Below are 24,585 nucleotides of genomic sequence, written 5' to 3'. Positions count from 1 at the left end.
ATATAGTTTCTAGTTCAGCTTATTTTTGAGGGCAATCAATCCCTTCACTTATTAATATCCATTCAGAAAATAAGATTTTTAGCCTTTATTTCAGACTTCTACTTATTGTTTCGGCTTTTTCTGTTGATTTGTTTAGTCTTTTTTTACTTCTTTTTGGTTGCCGGTCTATTTATATTTATCTTTTATATCTATAAATTAGATATATAATATTTTCTTATGATCTTTCCATCTATAAATCAATGAAATATATCTTCTCAAACCCCTATTTAGTTCCTGTAGAGTTTCTTTGGGGTGTTTTTCCAGAAAAAGAACTCCAGGGTCAATATTCGAGTATTCCCCTGGGAGTCGTTTTGATTGTTTTGGATTTACAACAACAAGGCAAAAAGCTCTCTTTGAAGGGGCTATATAGCTATTTTTCCTGTAGCCACCTCACAGTGAAGAAGTTTGTAGATGCACTATGTGCCGCTGGATATCTTCAAACCCTTAAATCGAGCACGGATTCTAGGGTAAAGTACCTTTTAATGACAGATAAATGCCGTGTTTTATGCCAAGCTTTCATGCCTAAACCTCTAATTAGCCAACCTTAAGCTACCCCCTGCCTCAAATAACCTATTAAGACTGTGAAATAACTGTGATTAGGATTCAGACTCTTTCCGCTCTAGCGCTATGCGCCACCCTTTTTGCCTGCGGCAATAATGAGACCCCCCCTCAGGCAGAGGTTTGGCTACCAGATACGGCGGTAGTCAAACTACCCATGGAGGAATACGCTGGTATTCCGTTTAATACTAGCGGGCAAGAGGCGGTTGATAAATTTAAGTGCACCCAATACGACCTCACCTATAGTTGCAAGGTCAAAAATGGAGAAAAAGATGAGGACCTATGGCTAATCTATAACGAGGCCGGCCGCATGGTGCTGATGAAAAAAGAGTTGGGCTACTATAAAAAAGAGGTAGCGGATGCCATTATTGAGCGCCTTTCCATTAAATATGGTCTAGATTACAGTCCTTCTGAGGGTCAAGAAAGCGCTTTTGCCTCTGGGGTTCGTAAGACCAAAAGCTATGTTTTTGGGGGCGGGCAAGTTGCCTTTCAGATTGGCAGAAGCCTGAATAACCGCAATGAACTGATGTTGGTGTACTTTTTCCCTGAGGATGTCGGGGCAACCTTTGCCAAAAGCGTCATGAACTAAGTGGGTCTATTTCTTATAGCCCTACCTAGTTTGGTTGGGGCTAACTAAAGTAAGGGCTTGTTAGGTTTGAGCTGGGTGGGGATGAAATCCACCTGGGGGGCATCCCCCGCTAAGCCTGATTCCCTAGTGTCATAAGCCCAGGCCAAGATTTGGGCAATGGCCTCAAATAGGGGTAAGGGTATGGCTTCCCCGATCTCTAGCTGACTATATAAATAGCGTGCCAATGGAGGAATTTGGGCAATGGGCACATTAAAGTCTTTGGCTACCTCCTGAATCCGCAAAGCGATCTGGTCTGCCCCTTTAGCCACCACAATCGGCGCTGCCATCTTTTCCATGTCATAGCGTAGCGCTACAGAATAGTGCTCCGGGTTGGCTAAAACGACGTCTGCCCGCTCAATCGCTGCCATCATCCGCGATGCGGAGATCTGTCGTTGCATTTGCCGCAGGCGCTGCTTGATCTCTGGTGAGCCATCCGACTCTTTCATCTCCTGCTTCATTTCTTCGGGGCTCATCCGAATTTGTTTGCGAAAGTTGAACCATTGCAGCCAGGAGTCCCCAACCGCAATCAATAGCAAGGGCAACATCAGGAGCATAAAACCATCAAGAATAAAAGATGAGGTCTGTACGAGCGCTGCATCAAAATTCTGATTAACAATCATCCGAACGTAGGCAAACAAGCCGAATAAATAGGCCATACCCACACCTAACATGAGGGTTGTTTTCACTAAGTTCTTTAATAGCTCGCTTAAGGCATTAATAGAAAACATCCGCCCTAGCCCGGCAATGATATCGAGCCTACCTAAATTAAACTGGGGGGCAAAATAAGCGCGGAAGTTCACTAAAGATAAGGGCGCTAAGATGCCAATAATCCACAGTGGGATGAAGATCAAAGCTAAAAGAATCAGCACGACTAAGAATGCCCCTCCTACCCACTCTTGCATATGATCCATCAGTTTGGCAGGCTCTGAAAACTGAAAAATTGCCTGAGTCATTAAGACCATTTGTTTTAGTAGCAGAGGGCCAACGGCTGATAAAAAAATGACTACTACTACTAGGGTAGCAAAAGTCGCTAGATCGCGTGATTGGGGTAGTTGCCCTTGTTCACGAGCACGCAGAATGCGCCGCTCACTCGGTTCCAGTTCCCGTTCTTGGGAGTTATCTCCACCTTCAGCCACCCTATTACCTCGTACACAATTTTAGCTATGGCTCAAGCTTACACCCTGCGAGTCTATTATTCCTGAATTCCCGATAGTCACTATGGGCCTGGAATTTGACTCGGAGTTTAACTAAGGCAAGGTTTTTTTGAGGGCGGCGAGTTTTTCTTTGGCTGCAATTAGCTCTTGGGGACTTAAGGATCCCTTGAGCTTTGCTAGCTCTGCACCGGCCACTGGATTGCCAGTGGCATCAGATAAAGACATCCAGATGTATGCTTTTGGTAAATCTATCGCTGTTTGGCCGCCATCCATATAGATATGGGCTAAGTTAAATTGCCCCACTGCGCTCCCAGCCATGGCTGCTTTTTCAAACCAATAGAGGGCTAATTGGGGAGCATTCTCCAAGGCGTCGATCTTTTGATACAGGACCCCCAATTCGAGCATGGCCTCAATATTGCCCTTCTCGGCAGCACGATTTAACCAAACTAAGCCCTGCTCAATATTTTGTTTAGTACCAATTCCTTGGATATACATCAAAGATAAATCGTACTGAGCCTTAGTATCTCCAGATTCTGCGAGTCCCTGAAATAATTGATAGGCCTTGGTGTAATCGCCGGCAGCATAAGCAGACCTTGCCTGCTGATAATCTGAGCAGCCCAACAAGATGCTAGCAAAAGCAGCTAGCATTGGCATACGTAAGAGAGCGTACCAATTTAGCTGGGGCATAGCTAGCTCAGATAATTGTCTTAGTTACGCTTGATACTTACTTTTTGCTTGGCGGCGCTGGCTTCTTCTCTTCAGGCTCTTCCGCATCCTCATCTGGCGGGGTATCGCCAGCCTTAGGCAAATTCACCGGTAAGGCAGGCTCAACATAATAACTTGCACCTAAATCCCCACCAATCATTCTGGCAAAGGCGCCAAAATAACGGCGTCCTAGGTCAGGATAGTAAGGGGAACTGGCTAAGTAACCCTTCGAGCGAATGCATGCGCTATTGTTCACGCTACCCTCACAACTAGCGATGGCTGATAATCGACCCACTTCAAATTGCTCGCCCAAGAAAAAGCCAGATATCAGAATGACCAAGGGCAGAATGAGCCAAAGCAGGAGTTTCTTACCCAACTGTATTAAAGATTCAAGCTTTTCATTCATCACTGTTACTTTCCGATTAATGGCATATCAATGTTGCTCAGCTTTCTTTGGGGCACTTGGCACAAAATCACTTGGTAACTTTCGCCAATTCGCAATAGGCTCCTTATTATGCAACTTTGCATACACTTGGATAATTCTAGGATCTGCAGGATTCAGATTATCCTTCATTGCGTTATACATCCTCGCACCAGCAATTTGGTTGCCCTGCTCAATATAAGCATTCGCAGCATTATAGAAATACATGGCCGCCTTCTCTTGTTGCGGGTTGCCAACAATAGTCGTTAGATATAGATTGCCCAAATATTCACATGCGCTGGGATTCTGAATTTTAGCAGGTACAGAAAAGTACTTTTCTGCTAATAAATATTGTTTTTTAGCGTAACGACGAAAAACGGTATTGGTTAGGATGAAATCAGGGTGCGTAACGATCTCGGCCTGCTGGTCATAGTACTGCATACGCTCAAAGGCAATTAAACCCCGATAATAGTTTGCTTGCACATCTCCCTCTGCTGCTAGGGTATCGAGTTTTTCTAGGATCCTAGACGCTTCCTTGCTATAACGCAGCACCTCATCCTCCGGCTCAATACATTTGGGGTTTTTAACGCAAGCAATCGCAACAATGGTTTTATCGTAGCTGCGTTTATAGCGCTTATAGAGTTTTTTTGCCTCACTCGCAGGCCCAACAAACGGCTCAGAAGAACTTTTAGCCTCAGAGCTGCTCTTTTTTTGTACATTCTTGTCTTGAACTTTAGGGTCTGAAGCCGTGCTCACTAAGGGCGCCAGTATCATGAAGGCAAGTAGGATTCTAAAGAGCAGTGCCAAGGCTTTACCTCGCAGGCTTGCCTGTAGCCGGTTTATCTACTTTAGAGGTATCCATTGCTGGCGCTATAGGAGCATCCTTAGATAAAAATTGAGCCGGCGCTCTTAAATTGGCCGGAATCTCTTGCGCTCCTTTTGGCATTTCCTCTTTCTGTCTCTCAATCGGTCTTTGTACCGGCTTTTCTTCTTTCTTAGGCTTCTTATTTAAGAGCGTAATCGAGATACGTCGATTTAAGGGATCACTCAAATCAGCAGGATTTAAGGGGATCGTATCTGCGAAACCGATCACTTGGGCAACATTAGAAGGCGCTAAGCCACCAGCAATCATTTCCCGGCGCGCCACGTTAGCACGCTCACTTGATAGCTCCCAGTTGGTATAACCCGCTTCGCCATTAGAAAATTTTGCAGCATCTGTATGGCCCTCAATACGAATCTTGCCAGGATTGTCATTTAAAGACTTTCCAATGACCCGTAGTAAACGTCTTGCTGACACGGTAGGTACAACGCCACCACTATTAAATAGCGGCTTCCCTTTTTCATCAACCACCTGAATACGCAGACCCTCCGAGGTGATATCCATAAAGAGTTGGCCTTTGATATTTTTTAACTCGGCATCAGCCTCAACACTTTTTTCAATATCGGATTTGACTGCTTCATTTTTTGTTCTGTCTTTACGGGCATTTTCAACATCAGTGACTGATGAGTCACTGATACGGCGTTGCTCAGTATCAGCATCAGCCTTAGCCTCTACTCCAGCTACCTTAGAAATATTGTCACCGCCACCCTTGATAATCCGAGTAGTCTCACCCGACCCTTGGCCGCCACTCATAGAAACGCGCATCGGATTTTGAAAGTAGGAGGAGATACCAGCCAAGTCACCTGCTGTAGTGGATCCTAAAACCCACATCAACAAGAAGAAGGCCATCATCGCCGTCACGAAGTCGGCGTAGGCAATTTTCCAGGCGCCACCGTGATGACCATGACCACCTTTTTTAACGCGCTTAACGACAATGATTGGCGCGTCGGACTTAGCCATGGTGCTTACTTCCCTTTAGCAGCTTTAGTACCTTCATCCAGCTCAGTAAATGTTGGACGTTGATAAGTAAAGAGCACTTTACGTCCAAATTCTACAGCTGCTGCAGGGGGAAAATTATTTAGGCTTGCAAGCAAAATGGCTTTGATTGCCATGAAGGCTCTAGTTTCAGATTCAGCTTGCTGCTCTAGAACCTTAGCGACTGGTTGAACAAAAGCGTAGGCCAACAAAATACCTAAGAAGGTACCTACAAGCGCAGCACCAATAAGCTTACCCAACTCTGCTGGGGGTAAACCAATGGAGCCCATGGTATGAACCACACCCATCACCGCCGCCACAATACCAAAAGCTGGTAGACCATCGCCCACCATCGTCACTGATGCCACAGGTATGTGACTCTCTTGATGGTGAACATCTAACTCTTGCTCCATCAAGCTTTCAATTTGAACTAGATCTAATGAGCCACCAAGCATCATCCGTAAATAGTCGGTAATGAAATCGACTAAATGGTGATCTTTCAAAATATCTGGATAGGCTTCAAAGAGTGGGCTTGATTCCGGCTCCTCAATATCACCCTCTAAAGACATCAAGCCATCACGTTTCACTTTTTGCAAAATCTCGAACATCAGGCAAAGTAAATCTAAGTGTTTTTTCTTTTGGTCGCCAGCGCCTTTAAAAGCACCACCTAGGGCTCCTAGGGTTTTCTTCAAATTAATGATGGTATTTGAGGCAATCATCGTGCCGAGAGCGGCACCAACAATGGTCAAGACCTCAGTAGGCTGCCACAATACCGCAATGTGGCCGCCATGCAAAGCATAGCCCCCTAGGGCACAACCCATCGCAATAATCCAGCCTAATGGAATATTCATACTTCTATTTACTCAATTTAAAGTTTGGAAAATAAATTACTTTGCTGAAGTTTAGCAAACATCGCCTGCGCAGCGTTTAATAAGGTTTGGGCTTTAGTATAAGCCGCCGTAGCCGCAGCCATATCAGTATCCAAAATAGCTGAGGAGGCAGCCGCAAACTCAGTTCCCAAGGCGGTTATGACGCTTTTTGAGACGTCTAACTGGCTAGAAATTGCGCCACTAGTTTGCTGGGCGGTCATTAATTGCTCATAGGAGGCGTTCAGGCTGGTTGAAATAACCACCGCATCACCTGAAATAGCTTGAGCACCATTAGCGCGCCCATCAAGGTAGCTAACAAAACTATCGATACTGGTATAGAGCTCTGAAGATTGTGGTTCGCTAGCAGTACCGCCAACGCCAAAAGCCAAATTAAACTGAATCCCAGAGTCGACCATCACATTAGGTTCAATTTGGACCTGATTTACTACGCTAGAAAAGATTGCATGGCCGCTAGCATCTTTAGCGGTCATCTGACTCATAATCGTGTCACGGATTGACTCAGCTTGGATTTTTAATGCGCCATAATTCGCTGGGCTTAAAGCTGTATTTTGAGACTGAACAAATAATTGCTTTAAGGTAATCATTTGATTCAACATGCTATCCATCTGGGTTTGCGCGCTATCATGCAAACTCGCCACCATGTCTTGGTTATTCTTGAACATCTTGAGGCGTGATATATCAAAATCAAGCTCTACACCTCTAGATACAGCATAAATACTATCTGAGGCCTTACTGTAGTTTTTGCCTGTGTTTATTTTTTGTTGCCAAGCGGTAGCATCGATCAAACTATTATTCATAGAATCGACACCTGCGTCTAATACTTGATTGGTACTAATTCGGATACTCATAATCTACCCTCAATTCATGATCGATAGGAGCGCATTAAACATTTGATTACCAGTCTGCAATACCTTAGTTGAAGCGGTATATAACTGTTGATACTTCAATAAGTTTGCAGCTTCCTCATCAAGATTCACTCCTGAAATAGAGTCCTTTTGACTTTTTAAATTAGTCATCACGGCGATATCAGCTTTTTGGGTGCTTTTCCAAGTAGCTACCTGAACGCCGACATCACTAACTAAACTGGCGGAACTAACAATAAATATCGAGCTTTGTTTTTGCAAAAAATTAGCGGCATCTGAAGTAATAATTGGATCGCCCATCACATCAAAATATGCAGCGGTATCAGTTGGAGCCAGAGAAATAAAATTAGCGGCCTTAAAGCCTGATGCCGTTAGGCTGTTACTTGAGTTGGCTAAATAATCATAGAGACGATTCATATTCTCTTCTGAATTAATACCTGATACCAACTGCCCAAAGGAATCTGAGACGCTATTGATATCTGCAGTGATATCCCCTTCTAGACTAGGCAATTTTTGTGAGCCTACTTGAAAACCAAAAATGGCGAGCAAGGGGTTAGTCTGAGCAAATACATTGTTTTCTGTTTGGCTGGCTGTATTAGCAGCAGAGACCAGGCCCAGGGCAATCGTATCTAAACGTTGATCAATTTTAGGTACAAAAGTATTCACCAATTCAAGTAATGCACCTGCTTGGCCACCGTCAAGACGCTGAATACTTGTAAGAGTCGTATTGTCTGCCCCACTCTTTAATGAATAGACTGCAGTATGCATATCTTGCCCGCCATTCATTACCAGCTTATTTGCTACTGTTCGATCAACTAAGGGCATACCTGCAATTAAATGGGTGGCCGTACCATCGCCATTAATCAACGATTGTCCGCCTACCAGCTTTTGTAGTTGAGATAGCAGGCGATCTCGCTCATCTAACAAATCTGCTGATGGGTAAGAGTTGCCAGAACTAGTACCTTTAATAATTTGAGCATTGATTTGTGCTAACTCAGGTAGTAATGTATTGACCTGCGCAGCAGTGTCTGCCAAACCTTTTTTTGCGTCACTTGAAATTTGTGCGGTTAAGCCGCTCATACCAACAATACGTCTTGCTACCTCATTTGCTGAAGCCGTAATGGCGGCGGCCTGCGGCTTACTGGTGGGATCTGCTGCATAGGTACCGAGCGCATTAAAGAAATTACTAATCGCGGTATTTAGTCCTGTGGACTGATCCGCTACCAAGGTATCAATTCCTTGGGTGTACTGCACCAAGGTCTCCGAGTAACTCGATTTTGCTTGTTGGTTCAAAACCTGAGCATTGAGTAATGAGGAGTATTGACGAGTGAAACCTTCAACAGCAAAACTCGTGCCATTGAGCATCAAAGAATTGGGTGCGAGCGCATTAATTGTGGCATCTGCAGTGCGACGTGTGAAGCCATCCACGGATGCACCAGCCACGTTTTGTGAAGTTGTCAGAATGCCCGCCTGTGCGATATTTAAGGCGGACATTGCAGAATCAGTGATGGAGTAGACGCCCATATATTTACCTTAGTGTAGGAGTACTCTCAAAACCATTTGGTCTTTGCAGTGACTGCAAAGTTTCTACAGAAGTGGGTGCGGAACGAGGAGTATTTAAAGGTTTAACGGCTACTTCTTGAATTCCGCTTAGTTTTGCCGCATTGGACTGTGCAATCAGCTGTTCAGCAATTTGCTTGCCAAAGCCAACGCCTCGCCCTTGTGAGAGCAAGTCAGCTACATGATCATCCATTATTTCTAGATAAGACTTGGAAGCACTACTTTGCCCATCCATGCCATTCAAGTTCGTATTTCTTGCTGAACTGAGCATCTGCCTCAATAAAGTGCGTTCAAATCCCTGTGCAGCCTGTTTTAATTTAGCTTCATTAGTTGATGCAGAAGATGATGTTTTAACGGCAGTACCCTGAAGCATTCTGGCGCTATTAGGATCAATGGAAGGTGTTAGTTGATTAACATCCATTAAATGACCTCTAATTCTGCACGTAAGGCACCGGCAGCTCTAAGGGATTGCAAAATAGAAATGAGGTCCTGTGGAGTAGCGCCCATCATATTGAGAGCCTTAACCACCTGATCCAAAGAGGCTCCTCCGGGCACAGCAATTAAGCTATTTTCCTTACCACTATCAGTAATAGTTGCAGTGTCTTCTGTGGAGGTAGTGGTCTGTCCACGACTAAATGGTAATGGCTGACTTACCGTGGGGGATTGCTGAATTTTGATTGTTAAATTACCGTGCGCTACAGCAGAAGGGGAAAGTCTCACCGCTTGGTTCATTACCACTGAGCCTGTACGAGAATTCAATATTACCCTTGCTGATTGACTACCCATTGGCACATCCAAATCTTGCAACGCTGCCATAAATGCAGTTCTTTTTAGTGGTTCTGTTGGTACGCGTACATTCAGTGATCTAGCATCAATAGGCAATGCTGTGCCAATACCAAAACGACGGCCAATGGCTTCTGCCGTTCTTTGCATTAAAGAAAAATCAGCCTGACGTAAATCCAATTGCACGAACTCGTCTACCAACAGTGCTGGGACTGCTCTTTCGACAATACCGCCTGAAGGTATTCTGCCCGCAGATAAATGATTGACAGAAGTTGCAGCACCGCCAGTTGCAGCTCGTGAACCTCCAATAACGACGTTTCCTTGAGCTTGTGCATACACTTGACCATCAGCAGCTTTAAGCGGCGTCATCACCAAAGTACCACCCTTTAGGCTGGTTGAATTTCCCAGAGAGGAAACAGTCACATCTATCTGCTGACCAGGCCTAGAAAGCGCTGGAAATTCTGCAGTGACCATCACTGCTGCTGTATTACGCAGCTGAGTTTGATTACCGGTAGATGGCAAAGTAACACCTAATACCCCAATCATTTGTAGCACACTTTGCAAGGTAAATGGCGTCTGGGTTGTTTGGTCGCCCGTACCGTCCAAACCAACTACTAAGCCGTAACCCACAAGTTGGTTTGATCTTTGCCCTGCTGTATCTGAAATATCCTTAATACGATCAGCAAAGCAGATGCTACTAAAACAGCTTAGGCTTACTAAAACTAGCAAGCCTTTGGCGCATGAAGAGAGGTAATGATTAATCTTCATCAGAATGGTGCCAGCTTAAGCATCAAACGTGTAAACCATCCAGTTCCTTGAGTATCGTCTGTCGCTCCGCGACCACGATACTCAATACGAGCGTCCGCAACTTGCTGTGATGAGACCTGATTAAAGACCAATGTATTTGGATTAACAATACCGCCAAAGCGAATAATTTCTTCTTCGTTACTGACCGCAACTTGCTTCTCACCGGCAACCACTAAATTACCGTTGGACAGAATCTCCACAACGGTGACTGTAATTGTTCCAGCAAAGGTATTGCTTGCAGCACTCGAGCCTGAACCCTCACTCTTAATGTCTCCAGTACCTGAAAAATTGGCTGCATTAGCAAGGCTAAACATTGCCCCATTAAATGTTGGGCTATTGTTACCAAAAGTGGATGTGCCGTTTGCTTTGCGAGCAGCTGCCATGCCTGAGTTTTTCGCTGCACTCGTTGTTTCATTGAGCAGCACTGTGAGAGTGTCGCCAACGTTTCTAGCGCGCCGATCCTCAAACAGTGGTCGATGACTTACTGCATTAATATAAGGTCCACCTGAATTAGCTGGGTACAAACTGCCCATATTTGCAGATGTTTCCTGAATAGGACGTGGTCTTGCAGTCGTTGGGGTAGACAATAAAGAAGGCCGGTCGGCACTAGCGCAAGCGGCCAACAAAATGACGCTTACTGCGCTGACAAAGCCATAACGAAAAAGTCTACCTAGATGAATCATCATTGCCCCAAATTGCTGACGCGTTGCAAAATTTGATCAGAAGCAGTAACTGCTCTGGTATTAATTTCATAGGCGCGCTGTGCGGCAATTAAATTAACCAGCTCTTCAGCAACGTTCACGTTGGATTGCTCGATGTAGTACTGATTCATCGTACCCATACCATTTAATCCAGGTAGACCGTTCGTTGCATTACCGGAAGCTGGTGAAGCGATATAGTTGCCACCACCAAGAGCCACTAATCCTGCTGGGTTAATAAAGTTGGCCATTGATAATTGACCTACTTGCGTTACATTTCCTGTCTGATCAAGAGCTTGTACTTGACCTGATAGGCTAATCGTAATGTTGACAGCATTAATCGGAATAGTCAGGCCAGGTGACACTACGTTGCCAGACGAGGTAACAATTTGTCCAGTAGCACTTTTGCTAAATTGACCATTACGGGTATATGCAGTTGTTCCATCGGCAAGCGCAATTTGGAAGAAACCATTTCCGTTAATCGCAATATCTAATTGATTACCTGTTTGATACAAGGTACCTTGTAGATTATTTCTTTCGGTTGACGTAATCGCTGATCCTGATCCCACTTGAAGACCAGTTGGTAATAGATTTTGTGCATTTGCTGCAGAACCAGATGCACGAATAGTGGTGTAGAGTAAATCCTGAAATAATGGCTGGATTCGCTTAAATGCTGTGGTAGACGCGTTTGCTAGATTGTTAGATATCGTATCTAAATTCATCTGCTGGGCATCCATGCCCGTTTTAGCAATCCATAGTGAACGTAACATTTTTATCTTTCTTTCTATTAGCTACGTGATAGTGATAATAGTGTCGTAGCTGATCTTGAGTTTTGATCAGCCAACGTAATTGATCGAGTATTTAAATCAAATAGTCGATTTTGAGTGATCATCTGGACCATTGCCATCGTCGGATTCACGTTACTCAGTTCAAATGCACCTTGCACTACCTTAACGCGTTGATCAGCAGCTGCCTGTTCTCCTGGTAGATCAAACAAACCATCTTCTCCACGTACCAAATTATTAGTATTAGGATTCACTAGCTTTAATTTACCAACTTGATTGAGATACTGGGTTCCTGGCATTTGAGTGTAAACAGAGCCATCTTCTGCGATTTGCAGTGTGGATCCGGTTGGTATGGTGATACTCCCGCCCTCACCTACTACCGGTATTTCCTTACCAACACTCAAAATTCCTTGATCATTAACCATGAACTTACCCGCACGGGTATAAGCCTCTTTACCATCGGGACGACGTACTGCAAAAAAACCATCGCCTTTAATCGCGACATCTAAAGGATTGGAGGTTGTTTGTATTTGCCCGCCGGTAAAGTTACTTCCTGGCGTAGTTTCAACTGTAAATACTCTCGTATCTGCACCATTACCGGTAAAAGGCTCACCATCACCCTTTAACGGTACAGCCCGAAAAGCGCTGATGACTTCTCTGAAACCTGGCGTCAAACCATTGGCCAGATTATTAGAGGTAACAGCCAACTGTTGCGTTGCGGCTGTTGCCCCTGTCATTGAAGTGTAAGCGTATCGGTTAATCATAGATTAGTGCTTACTGCTTATCGGCTCATATTGATAGCATCATCAACAATAGTCGCTGCTTGGAGTTTTAATGCCTGAGAAGTAGCGGAGTATTGTCTTTGTAATACCATCAATTGGACCAACTCTGCAGTTAAGTCTACGTTTGAAGCTTCCAATGATTTCGAGCGAACCTGACCTAATAATCCAGTGCCAGGAGCACTCAATATCGGATCGCCTGATGCAGCAGTAGCAGCAAAGGTATTGCTACCATTTGGCATCAATCCATCTAAGTTATTAAATTGCGCCAAAATGAGCTGACCCTTAACTGCCTGTACACCATTGTCATAAGTTGCTAATAACTTACCGGAACCATCTATTGAATAACCAGATAGATTTGATACGGTATGACCATCTTGGGAATTTGCATAAGTTTGAGTCGGGGCAGTTAACGCTGAAGTGGCGTCACTCGAAATCGTAAATTGCATAATTCCGTTCTGGTTAGTACGGCCATATGCAGCTACTGGGGAAGCACTTAATGCATTAAGTTTGAAACTACTTGTTGCAAAATTTGCGGGCTTTCCATCAGCCCCTTTTGCTAGAGTATCAATATTTTGACCACCCAAAAAGGCCATAGTACCGATAGACATTTGCTGAGTATTCAATGAACCATCACTGGACTTTTTAAATGCCACATCACCATCCATACCTGTATCTGGATTATGACCAACTTTATTTCCATCGATTGTTGCATAAACTTCAAATCGATCTGTGGTTGCCTCAAATTTTTCGAGGACTTCTGTTACAGCAACAACTGGAGGGTTTGCGCTTGGATTAGCTGTTACAGGTGCTACATACTTTACAGTTTGTTTAATTGGGATATGAGTACCATCTGCTAATCTCAAATCATAGGTTGAGCCTACCTCACCTAAGGTGCCGCCAGTCAATGTTTTTTGAGCTCCAACAATGCTCACTTGCTCGGAATTAATAGGCAAGTTAGTCGGGTCAACAAGTGTTTTCTTAACATAAGTTGCACCGTTAGCAGTAACAGAGGCCACCTTATACTTACTATCTTCACCTTTATAAGTACTAGCAATAACGCCCATCTGTTCATTTAATGGCCTGCCACTACTTATGTCATATTTTGTCGCATCAGTTTGAGTCGGAAGTGGCTGCGTTGGAAGGAAGTTGTAAGCGCCACTAGTCTGCAACGTTAATGTTAAAGGCTGAGAAGAGACTCGCTTATAGTACAAGCTTAGAATGTGGCCATTACCATTTTGGTCATAAATCGTTTGCGATGTTGCTTGGCTATAAGTAATGCTATTGGTTGGATCAAAGCGAATATCCATTGGAGGATTTCTTGTATCCAAGTTTAGTTCTAGTTTTGAATTGATTGTCGGCTGTGATGGGAGAGGCTCTGGATCCAATACCATCGTTGATTTTGCGCCAGAGATGATATTGCCAGCCGTATCAGCTGGGTAACCCACTAGCAATAAACCACTTTGATTGACGATTCGGTTTTGGCTATCGGTTCCAAATTGACCATTACGCGTGTATTCAAACTTGCTCGGACTTTCGGTCGGGACTGTTCCGATTACATTTTTAGCTAGCATAAACATACCTGGGCCAGTAATTGCTAAGTCCAGTGGATTTTGTGTAGTTTGCAATGTTCCATAGGACTGATCTCTTCTAATGGCTTGTTGCTGTGATCCCATACCTACGCGATCTTTCGCCTGAGCATCATTTGCCTTGAAATACATATCAGCAAATACAAACTGCGCGGATTTAAATCCGACGGTTTGTGCGTTTGCGATGTCATTACTAACTACGTCAATAGCTTGTGCTGTTGAATCTAAACCTGCTAATCCGATTCCATATCCCATTTTTTGCTCCCTAGCTTAATTTTTTAATTGAGTTAATTGATCCACTGCTGGACTGTTGATGCGTTAATCTGTCTTCCATCTACTAAAGTGAGTAGTGAGTCGCCATTAGTACCCTTACTGACAGCTGCTACAGGTGATGCTACATATACTGTTGGAGACTCTGTTGCTCCCGCAGCATTGGTACCGCTAATACTGATGCTGTAGTTTCCTGCGGCAACTCGGTTACCATCTGCGTCCACACCATCCCATGCAAAATTTTTCATTCCTGCAACTATGTTGCCAAGGCTAGTGCTATTGATTACGTTGCCACTAGCATCTGTAATTGTTGCCATTACAGAAGTCAAAGGATTTGCTGAATTAGCCCCCAAAATGACTTCGCTGACCCCATCAAAGGCAATACCATTTCCTGCCACAACTGGACTATGGCCAATTAGCGCAGCTTGGTTCATAAAATTCACGCTTTGCATTTGATTGAGCATGGCTGTCATAGAGGTATTCATATTGCTCATGCTCGTCACCATATTGAGCTGAGACATTTGCGCTGTCATGGTTGAGGCATCCATTGGCGCCATTGGATCTTGATTTTTGATTTGCGCTATTAATAACTTTAAAAAGTTCTGAGTTTGATCTGCTGCAGAAGTTCCATTAGACGAACTGGTAGCAGCACTTGCTGCTACGTTTGGATCGTAGACAGGAATATTGCTCATTGGACCTGTTGTTGTCATATCTTCCTCGACTCTTTATTTATTTCAAAAAATTCTAGCGACCTAAATCTAAGGTCTTTAACATCAACTGACGCGTAACATTCATAGCTTCAATATTCATTTGGTAAGAACGAGATGCTGAAATCATATTGACCATCTCTTCAACTGGATTCACGTTAGGCATCTCTACATATCCTGCACCGTTAGCCTTGGGATGGCCTGGACGATATTCCATCCGTAGTGGGGCATCACTTTCAATAATTTTGCTGACGGCAACACCAGCACCCGGTGAATTGGGGCTGGTAATCGCATTAAATTCCACCTGCCGTGCGCGGTAAGGGCGCCCATCTGGACCAGACATACTCTCCGCGTTTGCAATATTGGAGGCGGTAGTATTCAGTCGCATTGCTTGCGCTGTCAATGCAGAGGAACCAATATTAAAGGTGGCTAATAAACTCATGATGCCTGACCAGTAATAGCAGACATCCGCGAGCGCAATGTACTACTTAATAGACTTAATGCTGACTCAGTAAATACTGAGTTTTTGGTAAATTCGCTAAGCTCAACGTCACCATCGACAGTGTTGCCATCTTTAGATGGCTGATTTGGCACTCGATACAGTAAACGGGGGTCTTCTTTTGTAATTATTCCTTCAATATGTCCAGCATGTGTTCTCACCATGGATACGTCCATTGACGGTGATGCACCTTCCATCTGAGCCTTCAATACGTCCGCAAAACGAATATCCCTAGCCTTAAAGCCGGGGGTATCTGAGTTTGCCAAATTGTTACCCAAAATTTGTTGGCGAAAGGTGCGCAACTTCAGCGCGGTTTCGCCAAAACTTAATGGGTCGTATTGCGGCACTGCATTCATTTCTGCTCCTCCCTAATTGGGAATGACATACCTAAGGGGAAAATCCTCATGTATTGATATGCAAAGAGCGTGCCAGTTTTAGATTATTGCTAGGAATTTGAGATACGCAGCGTTGACTTACCGCTCTATTGATCCCAAAAGACTATTTTTTGATCAAAAACGCTTAGTTAGGATAGATAGAGGCAATTTTTGCCGGTATTGATGCAGTGCAGTAGGTAATCCCTGCCCTGTGATACGCCACTAGATGATTTTAAGATTGTAGAGCGCGCTCAATCCTGCTGAGCCAAGACTTAGTGAGTAGCCACTCACTTTAAAGTCAATAAATCTTCTCGGACTCTAGTAAACACGGTAAACCAATCGCCAGGAACCGGCTGCCTATACAGCTTGACCGTTGGATACCAAGGGCTATCTTCTCGATTCAGTAGCCAACGCCAATCGGGATCGTTAGGGAGAAGTATCCAAGTTTTTCTACCCAAAGCAGCTGCTAGGTGCGCCACACTAGTATCTACAGTAACCACGCAATCTAACAGTTGAGTCAAGGCAGCTGTATCACTAAAGTCGTGGAGCTCATCGGCAAAGTTCAAAACTTGGGGATTGGCCTGCAACGTTCTACCATCATCGAAAGTAGCGCCTTTTTGCAAGCTAATGTATTGGCAATTATCTGGCAGATATAACAACAACTGTTTTAAAGAGATACTCCGATTGTGGTCATTTTTATGACTGCGGTTGCCACTCCAGGCTAGCCCAACACGCGGCTTGATTTTAGGCCCCAACTTGGCTTCCCAAAGCGCAACTTTAGCAATGTCGCCAAAGAGATATGGATTGCGTGTGGGGATTGTATCGACGGTGGTTTTAAATGCAAATGGCAAACTCATGAGGGGGCACTGGAAATCAAACTCAGGAAGTTTTTCACCTTTGTAAGTGGCTAATGCAATACCATCCAAATCGGTAAGCAAGGTAATCAGTGGCTTTTGCACTTCTACAATCACCTTTGCGCCTAAATCAGAGACCAACTTGGCATAACGAATAAATTGAATCGTATCTCCAAAGCCTTGCTCTCCATACAATAAGATGGACTTATTTAATAAGGAGGGAGTTCCAAGCCATAGGGGTTGAGGGAAATCTCTTTTAAGCGGAATAAATACATCCCTTTGCCAACGCCACTCGTAAAATTTCCAGCCATTAATATAATCACCGCCAAGCAATAACGCTAAACTCTTATTCCAATAGGCTTCAGCAAAATTAGGATTGATTTCGATAGCTTTATCGTAACTTGCGATAGCACCACTTAATTGCTTTAATTCTTTTAAGCCATTACCCCGATTATTAAATGCTTCAAAACAATCAGGGTTTAAATCAATGGCTCGACTATAGCTCTGGATTGCCTTATCGATTTGTCTTTGCTCTTTTAAGGCGTTACCCAGATTGTTATAGGCTTCGGCATAGTCTGGTTTAATTTGTATAGCCGTGGAGTAACTTCCAATCGCTTCATCAAATTTTTTGATATCTTTTAAAGCATTGCCAAGATTGTTATAGGCTTCGGCATATTCTGGTTTAATTTGAATGGCTGCAATATAGCTTGCAATCGCCTGATCAAATTTCTTAAGATCTTTTAAAGCATTGCCACGATTGTTATAGGCCTCTGCAAAATCAGTAGAAATGGCAATGGCTTGGTCAAAACTAGCTACCGCATCTTCAAGTTTCTTCTGAATATGCAGGGTATTACCACGGTTGTAATAAGTGTAGGTAGAGTTTGGGGTTAATTGAATTGCACTATCGTAACTAACAATAGCAGCATCGTATTTGTGTTTTGCTTTTAAGACATTCCCTAAATTCGAATGATATGAAGAGTTATTAGGATTGAGTGTAATCGCCCCTTGCATCAAATGTTCGGCAAGATCAAAATTAGCCGTTTCATAAGCAATCAAACCCAGTAAATGCATCGCATCAACGTGATCAGGTTGGGCTAATAATGTTTGCTCATATAAATCTTGAGCCTCTTTGAGTCTACCTGTCCGATGACAAACAATGCCTTGCTCAAATAAGTCTTGGGTCTGCGCTACTAGCTCAGGAGCACGAGCTTGGCTAGAAACCAAACTCAAATTGCCCCCCGCTTTTGTAGATTTTTGATTATCAGCGCGCATTAACAGACTCTTGATATGGTTGGCTATAAGTGCGTAGCTAAATTAACGATCTTTAGTTTCTTTAACCAAACGATCACCTTTAGGCTGCAACGGTCGCGCATTCATAGGATACATACGGTCAAAATTCTTTACTTGTGCCTCACTTACATAAATAGGATTTTTTAGAACAAGCCAAAGCACGTTTTCACTACACGGTGGCGTTGTCAAAGATCCCATATAGGTGAAATAACTTTTGTCCGCTGGCAACATTTGATTGATGTCAATCATGACTCCAGGAGTCTCAGTCTTGCCTTTTACTAATGGAACCTTATTCCAGAGAGTATTAATTAAAGCGTTCTCTTGCCCTGAATCGTCACCCCACCAATATTTTTTGAGTGCCGCTGGTTTCACAGTACTCATTAAAACGGCAACAACCGCCAAGCTACCGTCGTGATGTTGATGTACCAAGTGCGCGACCATGTCGGTACGCTCACCATTAATCGCCTCTTCACTTGGCTTATGAAAGTGGAACTGAATCAATCGATATTGCCTGCCATCGACCATCAGATTACTACCCTCGCCGTAGTTCACCATAATCGTATGTCCATTATCGACAATCGATAAAGGTGATGATCTATAAAGAAATTCGAGGGGATTTAATTCTGCCTTGACTGTTCGATCAATATTAATATTAATCGGTGATTGGGTCTTACCCTTAAGACAGGCCAAGTTTTCCTTACCTAAATTACCCCAGTCATCTGGGCCCCCAGGTCCATCAAAATACGACCAATGATGGTTATGTGCTTCTTTTTCAGAGGACTTAGCAGGTGCTTTAACTGCAGGCTTAGATTTGACTTCCGCATAGAGCGGCGCATTGCCTGCAACAGACAGATCACTGCTACGAATCACAATGTCACCAGATCCCTTGCTAATTTTATTAGTTAGAGCCTTGCTCATCTCTTCATCACTAGATGGGCCCGGAGACACCGTCACCTTGGCTTTATCAGCTGGCTTTTCCGTAGGCGAAGCCACCGGAGCAGGGTCTGACGCCATTACTGGCTGACCAAGCAATAACAGGAGAATGGCAGATGTTGCCATAACAATAGGGTTGAAGATTCTATTCATCATGAGTCCGCTTACGGAAACATTTGCCATTTCGTTTAAGAAAAACAGATAAATATATTTTCAGCTGTCCCATTGGCGACCTTAATGGTCGACCTTAATAGGCTGAATATGGCCCTACCTTGGCTATTTAAGCCACTAAAAGGCTATTTAGCCCACAATTAAAAAAGGGAGCTTACTTCTTGGCAGGCTTTTTAGCCGGAGCTTTTGGGGTGGGTTTAGTCTCAATATTACTGTTGCTATAGCTTGGCAAGGGATCTACCTGAGGGATACGACTAATATTAAACATCCACTCACACTGCATTAATCCAGCGCTATCTTGGCGACTATCTAGTGGTGTTGATTGTTTTAATGCCACCTCAAGGGCCGCATCAGTTGGTGGTGGAGTCAAATCATTACTGGTGTACCACTTTAAAAAGCGCTGATACCATCCGAGCTTGGGGAGCTTGCCAGGATCAGCGTAGTAGTTTGAGCTACAAATTTGCAATCTTCTTTCAATTTCGCTAGCAGGCAGATAGTAGCCCTCAATGAGCAAATTAGCTACCTTACTATTGCAACGAGACCAAGCAGCTAGCTCAATTTTGGCACCCGTAGTGTTGGATGCAGGCTTTTCTTCTAGCAGCGCATCCACTTCGCATTGCATGCGCTGCCCACGAATTTTTAGTTTCTTGCAGATATCCGCACCCTTGTCACTGTATGGGTCACTCTTCTCTGCACTAGCTGGAAAAGGAAATTTCCTATCGCAATCATCCAAAGAATCGAGGGATTGATTCAGCGAATTCTGCTGTATAGCAATCTGCTCTTTTGGACTAATAACTATTTCAATTGAGCCTGCTTGTGATGTTGATTGATCGGATACATTAATGCTCTGACTACCTGCAGAAAAGCTAGTAATAAGCAATAAAGTAGTGCCTGAAAAATGCATCAAGGATTTTATATTGAACTTATTGTGCATTAGGCAGCTCCACACCTTGTCGAATAAGTTGTAAAGGGTTCTCAAGCGAGCGCTCCAAAATAATTTGTAGGTCAGGCAAAATCATGAAGAAGACCAAAAAGGCTAGCGGTATGCTTACTGCAAAACCGATTGAAAATAAATTCATCTGTGGGCTAGTTCTTCCCAAAAATGCTTGCGTTAAATTAAACATTGCATAAACCAATAGTACTGGCATTGATAAAATTAAGCCCAATCGAAATGAGGCAGAAAATAAATCCACCAATCCTTTAGATGTCCAGGATTGAGGCCATACACCTAATGGTACTGTCTTAAAGCTGGTCAACACAATATCAATTAACACTAAATGAACATTGAGCGAAAAAGCCAGCGCTAATACAACTAAACCCATAAACTGGGCAACTAAGCCTGAATCTAATGTGGGATCCCGAAAGCTAGAGGAGGCAAAGCTAAAGCCCGATAAAAAAGAGAGCACCTCTGCTGCTATATCTATCACCATAAATGCTACACGTACCGCAAAGCCAATGAAGGCGCCAATCGCCAACTCAATTGCAGAAGCAAAAAAAGTAATTTCACCTGGGTAAGGAATTTTATCGGTCCCCAATACTGGCATGAGATAAATACCAAATGCCAAAGCAATAAATAAACGAAATTGCATCGGTACTGACCGCATAGCAAACATTGGAGACGTTAAAAACAGCCCAAAAACCCGTAGTGATGCAAACATAAAGATTGCCATGTATTGCTCAATCTGAAGACCGGTAATGGTCAACATAAATTAATTTACTAAACCTGGTATGCGGGCAAAAAGTTCTCTAATATAGTCTGTAAATAAAGATAGACTAACCGGCCCGATGATGACAATGACGGCAGCAAATACAATGAGTTTTGGAACGAATGCAACGGTAGATTCATTAACAGAGGTGGCTGCTTGCAAAATACCAATAATTAATCCAACAACCAGCAATGCCATTAGTACAGGCCCCGCTAACACTGCTGCCATCCTCAATGCCTGGTATACCAAATCGAGAATAACTCCGCTCTCCATGGTAATTAATTAATGTAGCTTTGTACTAATGAGGTAGAGAGCAGGGCCCAGCCATCTGCCAAGGTAAACACAATTAATTTGATCGGCAAAGAAAACATCATCGGCGAAACCATCACCATACCGAGGGAGGTAAGGATACTGGCCACTGCAAAATCAATCACCAAAAAGGGTAGAAAGATTACAAAGCCAATTAAAAAACCGGTCTTAATTTCTGAAATCGCAAACGCTGGAATTAAGACAGTGAACGGAACATCTTCGCGTGCTTGGATTTCTTTGCCATACATCTTCATGAATAAGTTCAAATCATCCTTACGAGTTTGCTTCAACATAAACTCTTTTAGGGGCTTTGCGCCAACCTCAACCGCTTGAGGAAATCCCATCTTTCCTGTTGAGTAAGGCTGATATGCAGTTTTATAAATCGAGTCAAAGACGGGATTCATAATAAATAAAGTCAGGAACAGTGAGAGTCCAATTAAAACAATATTGGGTGGCATGGTCGTTAAACCTAGAGCCTGGCGTAATAAAGAAAATACAATGATGATTCTTGTAAAGCTGGTCATCAACACTAAGGCGGCTGGCAAAAAACTGAGGGCGGTAATAGCCAACACCGTTTCAACTGGCACTGCATAAGATGTACCGCCACCAACCTGCTTCGCAGTCACTAGCGGCAAAGTTTGACTCCAGGCTATCAATGGGAATAATCCCAGCAGACCTATTACCCCAGCAATGGAAAAGGTAATCTTATTTTTCAACCGATATTCCTCTTGACCAACTGTCTTAGCTGTTTTGCAAAATCAATATTACTAGGCTGTGGCTTTAGATGGGCCACATCTTCTGGATCTAGTTCGGTCAACAAATTAATTTGAGTGGGTGTATGGCCAATCACTAAAATGCGATTGAGTACATTCACAATGATCACTCGCTCTCTTGGGCCTAAAGCCTGTTGAGCCAAAATCATGACGTGGGGATTGCTTGCACGGACTGCGGAGTCCCGCTTAACTAAATACGCAACAACCCAAATAAGTGCGGCCGCTAGTGCAAGCCAAATGAATGAAAAAAGCAACATGCCTCCAACTGAGGTGCCCATTTAGGATCAGCGATTAATTTTACGCAGACGCTCTGCGGGAGTCACAATATCAGTCAAGCGAATACCGTAGCGATCATTCACAATCACCACCTCCCCTTGAGCTACTAGGCAACCATTTACCACTACCTCTAGTGGCTCTCCAGCCAAGATATCTAACTCGATCACCGATCCATAAGTCAGATTTAATAGATTACGAATTTGCATCTTGGCACGTCCAAGTTCTACTGTGACTTGAACTGGTACATCCATCACTAAATCAATATCGTTAAAGTCTGCGCCAGCTTTAGAGCCATCTTCTAGGTTGTTAAATGTCGCCTTGCGAAGGGATCCAGAAACATCAGCGCTCGTCAGTGTTTTTGCTAAATCATTATCGTTTTCAGCCATCTTGATCCTCTTTTATTCTTGTGCTGAGCCTGCTTGGTCCATGGATTCATTGGGCTCAAGTGTATTCGCGAATTGGTCCATTGTATCGCTTGAGACATCTCTTTGATTGGGTTCAGGAGCCTGCATTGCAGCAGGCGCTAGAGGATTTTCTGCAAGTTGCTCATATAACTCGCCTTTTTCAGCACTTCGCATCATGCTTGGTCCAAGGCGCGCCTTCTCTAGAGGACTCTTTAGGAATTCAGCAGGATGCTGAATCGTACTAACCTTAACTGAATAGCGCCCTTCTTTGACACCATATTGACCCTTGATCACAGGTAAGCCATCCACATAAACCGTAACCGGATCATTAATTTCTATGGGGATAATATCCCCGACTGATAACGAGGTAATTTCACGCAAGAGCATCTGCTTACGGGCCAATACAGCTACTGCAGTCACTGGGGCTTCATGAACCTGGTCGTTTAATAAGTTCGTCCAATGTTCATCTGGCTCACTTGCAAAGCCTTGCATATTGTTATACAAGATTGCTTTGATTGGCTCCATTACCCAGAATGGAATACAGAGGTCAACGTCACCTGGCCTGCCATTAATCTCAATAGTAAATTTGGAATGCAGCACCATCTCGCTAGGGGAAGTTATTTTGGCAAATCCAAAATTAGTCTCTTGGCGCATGAAGTCAAACTTAATTTCATATACCGCTTTCCAGGCTTTCTCATAGTCGTTGAGCAATGCATCGACTAGGCGACGAATAATACGCAACTCCGTCGGCGTGTATTCGCGCAATGCCAGCCTTGGTGCCAACCGACCTTCACCACCGAACATATTATCAATCGCGATATAAACAACACCAGGATCAACAATCCAGCAGCCTACGCCACGCAGTGGACGAATGCCTACGATATTAATATTGGTACGCTCAGGAAATTCAGACACAAATTGCTCATAGCTTTTGACGCTAGGCATATGCATCTGCACCTCAATCGGTGCACGGATCATATTGAATAGGGATAAACGTACCGCCCGACAAAAGCGTTCGTGTATAAGCTCCAATGTCGGCATGCGCCGACGAGCAATAATCTTCGATTTGTCGAACATTGACTGCTGATCTTCAGCGGCAATGTTCATCTCGACATTGATTGCTCCTGTCGCCATATCTTCCTAAGTGGACTGTACAGCCGCTATTTTACTGCATTACAAAAGTATTGAATAGTACGGCCTGAACAGGAAGATCCATCTCCGTAACATTCCAAAATTCTGCTGCAGCTCTAGCAGCCTCACCAGTAATCTTCTGACCTGAAGAGGTTTCTTTTGGCACAGCACCAATTCTCTCTAAATTTTGAATATCAGCTGTTGATGGTTGTTGCTGGAGTATATAAATAGCAGTGAGTTGCGGCGCAATAATAGAGTTGATTACTAAAGCGACCTCGCGAGCCATCATTGTTTTACCCTCTACAGTGGCTAACTCTTGCATTTGGCGTGAGGATAAAACCGTAATAACCTTATCTCTGATGACGGGCATGAACTTCTTGATCTTATCTTCAGTAGATCCATCGTTTGTCCTGAGTACCATCTTAGTCTGTAAGTAATGCTCTCCGCCTCTGCCAGGGAGGTTTACGATCATCTCATCTAGGGCAATGTAAATGGGAGCGGCATTATCTTTACGCTCCATTAATTGCTTCTTAAGAATGTTTTCAGGCCGCTTATCTTCGGCTTCTTGCTGTCTTTTGAGCTCAGCGTTATGTTGCATATAAAGATAGCCACCAACTGCTCCAGCCAGCACTACTATCAATCCGATGATCAAAAATAGCATCTTTTTGCTTTTAGGCTTTTCTTCTTCAACCTCTTCTTGCTCTACAACGGGTGGGGGTGGTATCCCGCCATTGACATCTAAGGTAGGCTCTACGCGTTCTTCATCAGCCATGC

The 24,585-nt window shown here is 43.7% G+C and carries 28 protein-coding genes; 1 reads left to right on the top strand and 27 read right to left on the bottom strand.

What is annotated here, in order from left to right:
- Positions 1 to 631: 631 nt before the first annotated feature.
- The gene (locus tag ICV89_RS02450; protein WP_215309373.1) at positions 632 to 1,186 is read left to right on the top strand and encodes a hypothetical protein; all 555 of its coding nucleotides are present in this window, start codon (positions 632 to 634) and stop codon (positions 1,184 to 1,186) included.
- Positions 1,187 to 1,230: 44 nt separating this feature from the next.
- Here the strand turns inward: ICV89_RS02450 and ICV89_RS02445 are convergent, their stop codons facing one another.
- The 27 genes from ICV89_RS02445 to fliL form a co-directional block, all read right to left on the bottom strand.
- Entirely contained in the window at positions 1,231 to 2,361 is a 1,131-nt protein-coding gene (locus ICV89_RS02445; RefSeq protein WP_215309372.1) for a flagellar biosynthesis protein FlhB, read from the bottom strand.
- A gap of 111 nt (positions 2,362 to 2,472) precedes the next feature.
- Positions 2,473 to 3,066, bottom strand: a complete 594-nt coding sequence (locus tag ICV89_RS02440; protein WP_215309370.1) for a tetratricopeptide repeat protein — start codon at positions 3,064 to 3,066, stop codon at positions 2,473 to 2,475.
- Between the two features lie 37 nt (positions 3,067 to 3,103).
- Positions 3,104 to 3,490, bottom strand: coding sequence for a hypothetical protein (locus ICV89_RS02435; protein WP_215309369.1), 387 nt, complete (start codon positions 3,488 to 3,490; stop codon positions 3,104 to 3,106).
- A gap of 27 nt (positions 3,491 to 3,517) precedes the next feature.
- Complete coding sequence (locus tag ICV89_RS02430; protein WP_215309367.1) at positions 3,518 to 4,261, bottom strand: hypothetical protein; 744 nt, start codon at positions 4,259 to 4,261, stop codon at positions 3,518 to 3,520.
- 55 nt (positions 4,262 to 4,316) lie between these two features.
- Complete coding sequence (motB, locus tag ICV89_RS02425) at positions 4,317 to 5,345, bottom strand: flagellar motor protein MotB (protein ID WP_215309365.1); 1,029 nt, start codon at positions 5,343 to 5,345, stop codon at positions 4,317 to 4,319.
- A 5-nt stretch (positions 5,346 to 5,350) separates the two neighbouring features.
- Positions 5,351 to 6,211 (bottom strand): flagellar motor stator protein MotA, encoded by an 861-nt coding sequence (gene motA, locus ICV89_RS02420; RefSeq protein ID WP_215309363.1) that lies wholly within the window; start codon positions 6,209 to 6,211, stop codon positions 5,351 to 5,353.
- A 17-nt stretch (positions 6,212 to 6,228) separates the two neighbouring features.
- On the bottom strand, positions 6,229 to 7,098 hold the full coding sequence (locus tag ICV89_RS02415) for a flagellin (protein ID WP_215309361.1): 870 nt from the start codon (positions 7,096 to 7,098) through the stop codon (positions 6,229 to 6,231).
- A 9-nt stretch (positions 7,099 to 7,107) separates the two neighbouring features.
- On the bottom strand, positions 7,108 to 8,637 hold the full coding sequence (gene flgK, locus ICV89_RS02410; protein ID WP_215309359.1) for a flagellar hook-associated protein FlgK: 1,530 nt from the start codon (positions 8,635 to 8,637) through the stop codon (positions 7,108 to 7,110).
- 4 nt (positions 8,638 to 8,641) lie between these two features.
- Complete coding sequence (locus ICV89_RS02405; protein ID WP_215309357.1) at positions 8,642 to 9,094, bottom strand: hypothetical protein; 453 nt, start codon at positions 9,092 to 9,094, stop codon at positions 8,642 to 8,644.
- Positions 9,094 to 10,224 (bottom strand): flagellar basal body P-ring protein FlgI, encoded by a 1,131-nt coding sequence (locus ICV89_RS02400; protein WP_215309356.1) that lies wholly within the window; start codon positions 10,222 to 10,224, stop codon positions 9,094 to 9,096. Before ICV89_RS02400 ends, ICV89_RS02405 begins: the two co-directional genes overlap by 1 nt.
- A complete protein-coding gene (locus tag ICV89_RS02395; RefSeq protein ID WP_251370891.1) occupies positions 10,224 to 10,949 on the bottom strand; it encodes a flagellar basal body L-ring protein FlgH in 726 nt (241 codons plus the stop codon). Before ICV89_RS02395 ends, ICV89_RS02400 begins: the two co-directional genes overlap by 1 nt.
- Entirely contained in the window at positions 10,946 to 11,731 is a 786-nt protein-coding gene (flgG, locus tag ICV89_RS02390; RefSeq protein WP_215309354.1) for a flagellar basal-body rod protein FlgG, read from the bottom strand. The genes ICV89_RS02395 and flgG overlap by 4 nt, the downstream gene beginning before the upstream one ends.
- A gap of 17 nt (positions 11,732 to 11,748) precedes the next feature.
- Positions 11,749 to 12,510, bottom strand: a complete 762-nt coding sequence (locus tag ICV89_RS02385; RefSeq protein WP_256441779.1) for a flagellar basal body rod protein FlgF — start codon at positions 12,508 to 12,510, stop codon at positions 11,749 to 11,751.
- A gap of 17 nt (positions 12,511 to 12,527) precedes the next feature.
- Positions 12,528 to 14,369 (bottom strand): flagellar hook-basal body complex protein, encoded by a 1,842-nt coding sequence (locus tag ICV89_RS02380; RefSeq protein ID WP_215309352.1) that lies wholly within the window; start codon positions 14,367 to 14,369, stop codon positions 12,528 to 12,530.
- A 32-nt stretch (positions 14,370 to 14,401) separates the two neighbouring features.
- Complete coding sequence (locus ICV89_RS02375; protein WP_215309350.1) at positions 14,402 to 15,094, bottom strand: flagellar hook capping FlgD N-terminal domain-containing protein; 693 nt, start codon at positions 15,092 to 15,094, stop codon at positions 14,402 to 14,404.
- A 34-nt stretch (positions 15,095 to 15,128) separates the two neighbouring features.
- Complete coding sequence (gene flgC, locus ICV89_RS02370) at positions 15,129 to 15,536, bottom strand: flagellar basal body rod protein FlgC (protein ID WP_215310291.1); 408 nt, start codon at positions 15,534 to 15,536, stop codon at positions 15,129 to 15,131.
- Complete coding sequence (gene flgB, locus ICV89_RS02365) at positions 15,530 to 15,946, bottom strand: flagellar basal body rod protein FlgB (RefSeq protein ID WP_215309348.1); 417 nt, start codon at positions 15,944 to 15,946, stop codon at positions 15,530 to 15,532. The genes flgC and flgB overlap by 7 nt, the downstream gene beginning before the upstream one ends.
- Positions 15,947 to 16,251: 305 nt before the next feature.
- Positions 16,252 to 18,090: a tetratricopeptide repeat protein gene (locus ICV89_RS02360; protein ID WP_215309346.1), complete on the bottom strand. Its 1,839-nt coding sequence runs from the start codon at positions 18,088 to 18,090 to the stop codon at positions 16,252 to 16,254.
- 42 nt (positions 18,091 to 18,132) lie between these two features.
- The gene (locus ICV89_RS02355; protein ID WP_215309344.1) at positions 18,133 to 19,197 is read right to left on the bottom strand and encodes a carbonic anhydrase; all 1,065 of its coding nucleotides are present in this window, start codon (positions 19,195 to 19,197) and stop codon (positions 18,133 to 18,135) included.
- Positions 19,198 to 19,366: 169 nt separating this feature from the next.
- On the bottom strand, positions 19,367 to 20,116 hold the full coding sequence (locus ICV89_RS02350; RefSeq protein ID WP_215309342.1) for a hypothetical protein: 750 nt from the start codon (positions 20,114 to 20,116) through the stop codon (positions 19,367 to 19,369).
- 19 nt (positions 20,117 to 20,135) lie between these two features.
- On the bottom strand, positions 20,136 to 20,918 hold the full coding sequence (locus ICV89_RS02345; RefSeq protein WP_215309340.1) for a flagellar biosynthetic protein FliR: 783 nt from the start codon (positions 20,916 to 20,918) through the stop codon (positions 20,136 to 20,138).
- Between the two features lie 3 nt (positions 20,919 to 20,921).
- On the bottom strand, positions 20,922 to 21,191 hold the full coding sequence (locus ICV89_RS02340) for a flagellar biosynthetic protein FliQ (protein ID WP_215309338.1): 270 nt from the start codon (positions 21,189 to 21,191) through the stop codon (positions 20,922 to 20,924).
- Between the two features lie 5 nt (positions 21,192 to 21,196).
- Complete coding sequence (gene fliP / locus ICV89_RS02335) at positions 21,197 to 21,943, bottom strand: flagellar type III secretion system pore protein FliP (protein WP_251370889.1); 747 nt, start codon at positions 21,941 to 21,943, stop codon at positions 21,197 to 21,199.
- Positions 21,940 to 22,257: a flagellar biosynthetic protein FliO gene (gene fliO, locus ICV89_RS02330; RefSeq protein ID WP_215309336.1), complete on the bottom strand. Its 318-nt coding sequence runs from the start codon at positions 22,255 to 22,257 to the stop codon at positions 21,940 to 21,942. The genes fliP and fliO overlap by 4 nt, the downstream gene beginning before the upstream one ends.
- A gap of 27 nt (positions 22,258 to 22,284) precedes the next feature.
- Positions 22,285 to 22,662: a flagellar motor switch protein FliN gene (gene fliN, locus ICV89_RS02325; RefSeq protein ID WP_215309334.1), complete on the bottom strand. Its 378-nt coding sequence runs from the start codon at positions 22,660 to 22,662 to the stop codon at positions 22,285 to 22,287.
- 12 nt (positions 22,663 to 22,674) lie between these two features.
- A complete protein-coding gene (gene fliM, locus ICV89_RS02320) occupies positions 22,675 to 23,814 on the bottom strand; it encodes a flagellar motor switch protein FliM (protein ID WP_215309332.1) in 1,140 nt (379 codons plus the stop codon).
- A gap of 31 nt (positions 23,815 to 23,845) precedes the next feature.
- Positions 23,846 to 24,583 carry a flagellar basal body-associated protein FliL gene (gene fliL / locus ICV89_RS02315; protein WP_215309330.1) on the bottom strand — a complete coding sequence of 246 codons (738 nt, stop codon included), beginning with the start codon at positions 24,581 to 24,583 and terminating at the stop codon, positions 23,846 to 23,848.
- Positions 24,584 to 24,585: the final 2 nt, after the last annotated feature.

The organism is Polynucleobacter sp. Adler-ghost, from assembly GCF_018688495.1.
In the GTDB taxonomy this organism is placed as follows: domain Bacteria; phylum Pseudomonadota; class Gammaproteobacteria; order Burkholderiales; family Burkholderiaceae; genus Polynucleobacter.
Note: the sequence above shows the minus strand (reverse complement) of the source record. Positions and strands in the feature narration are given on the sequence as shown.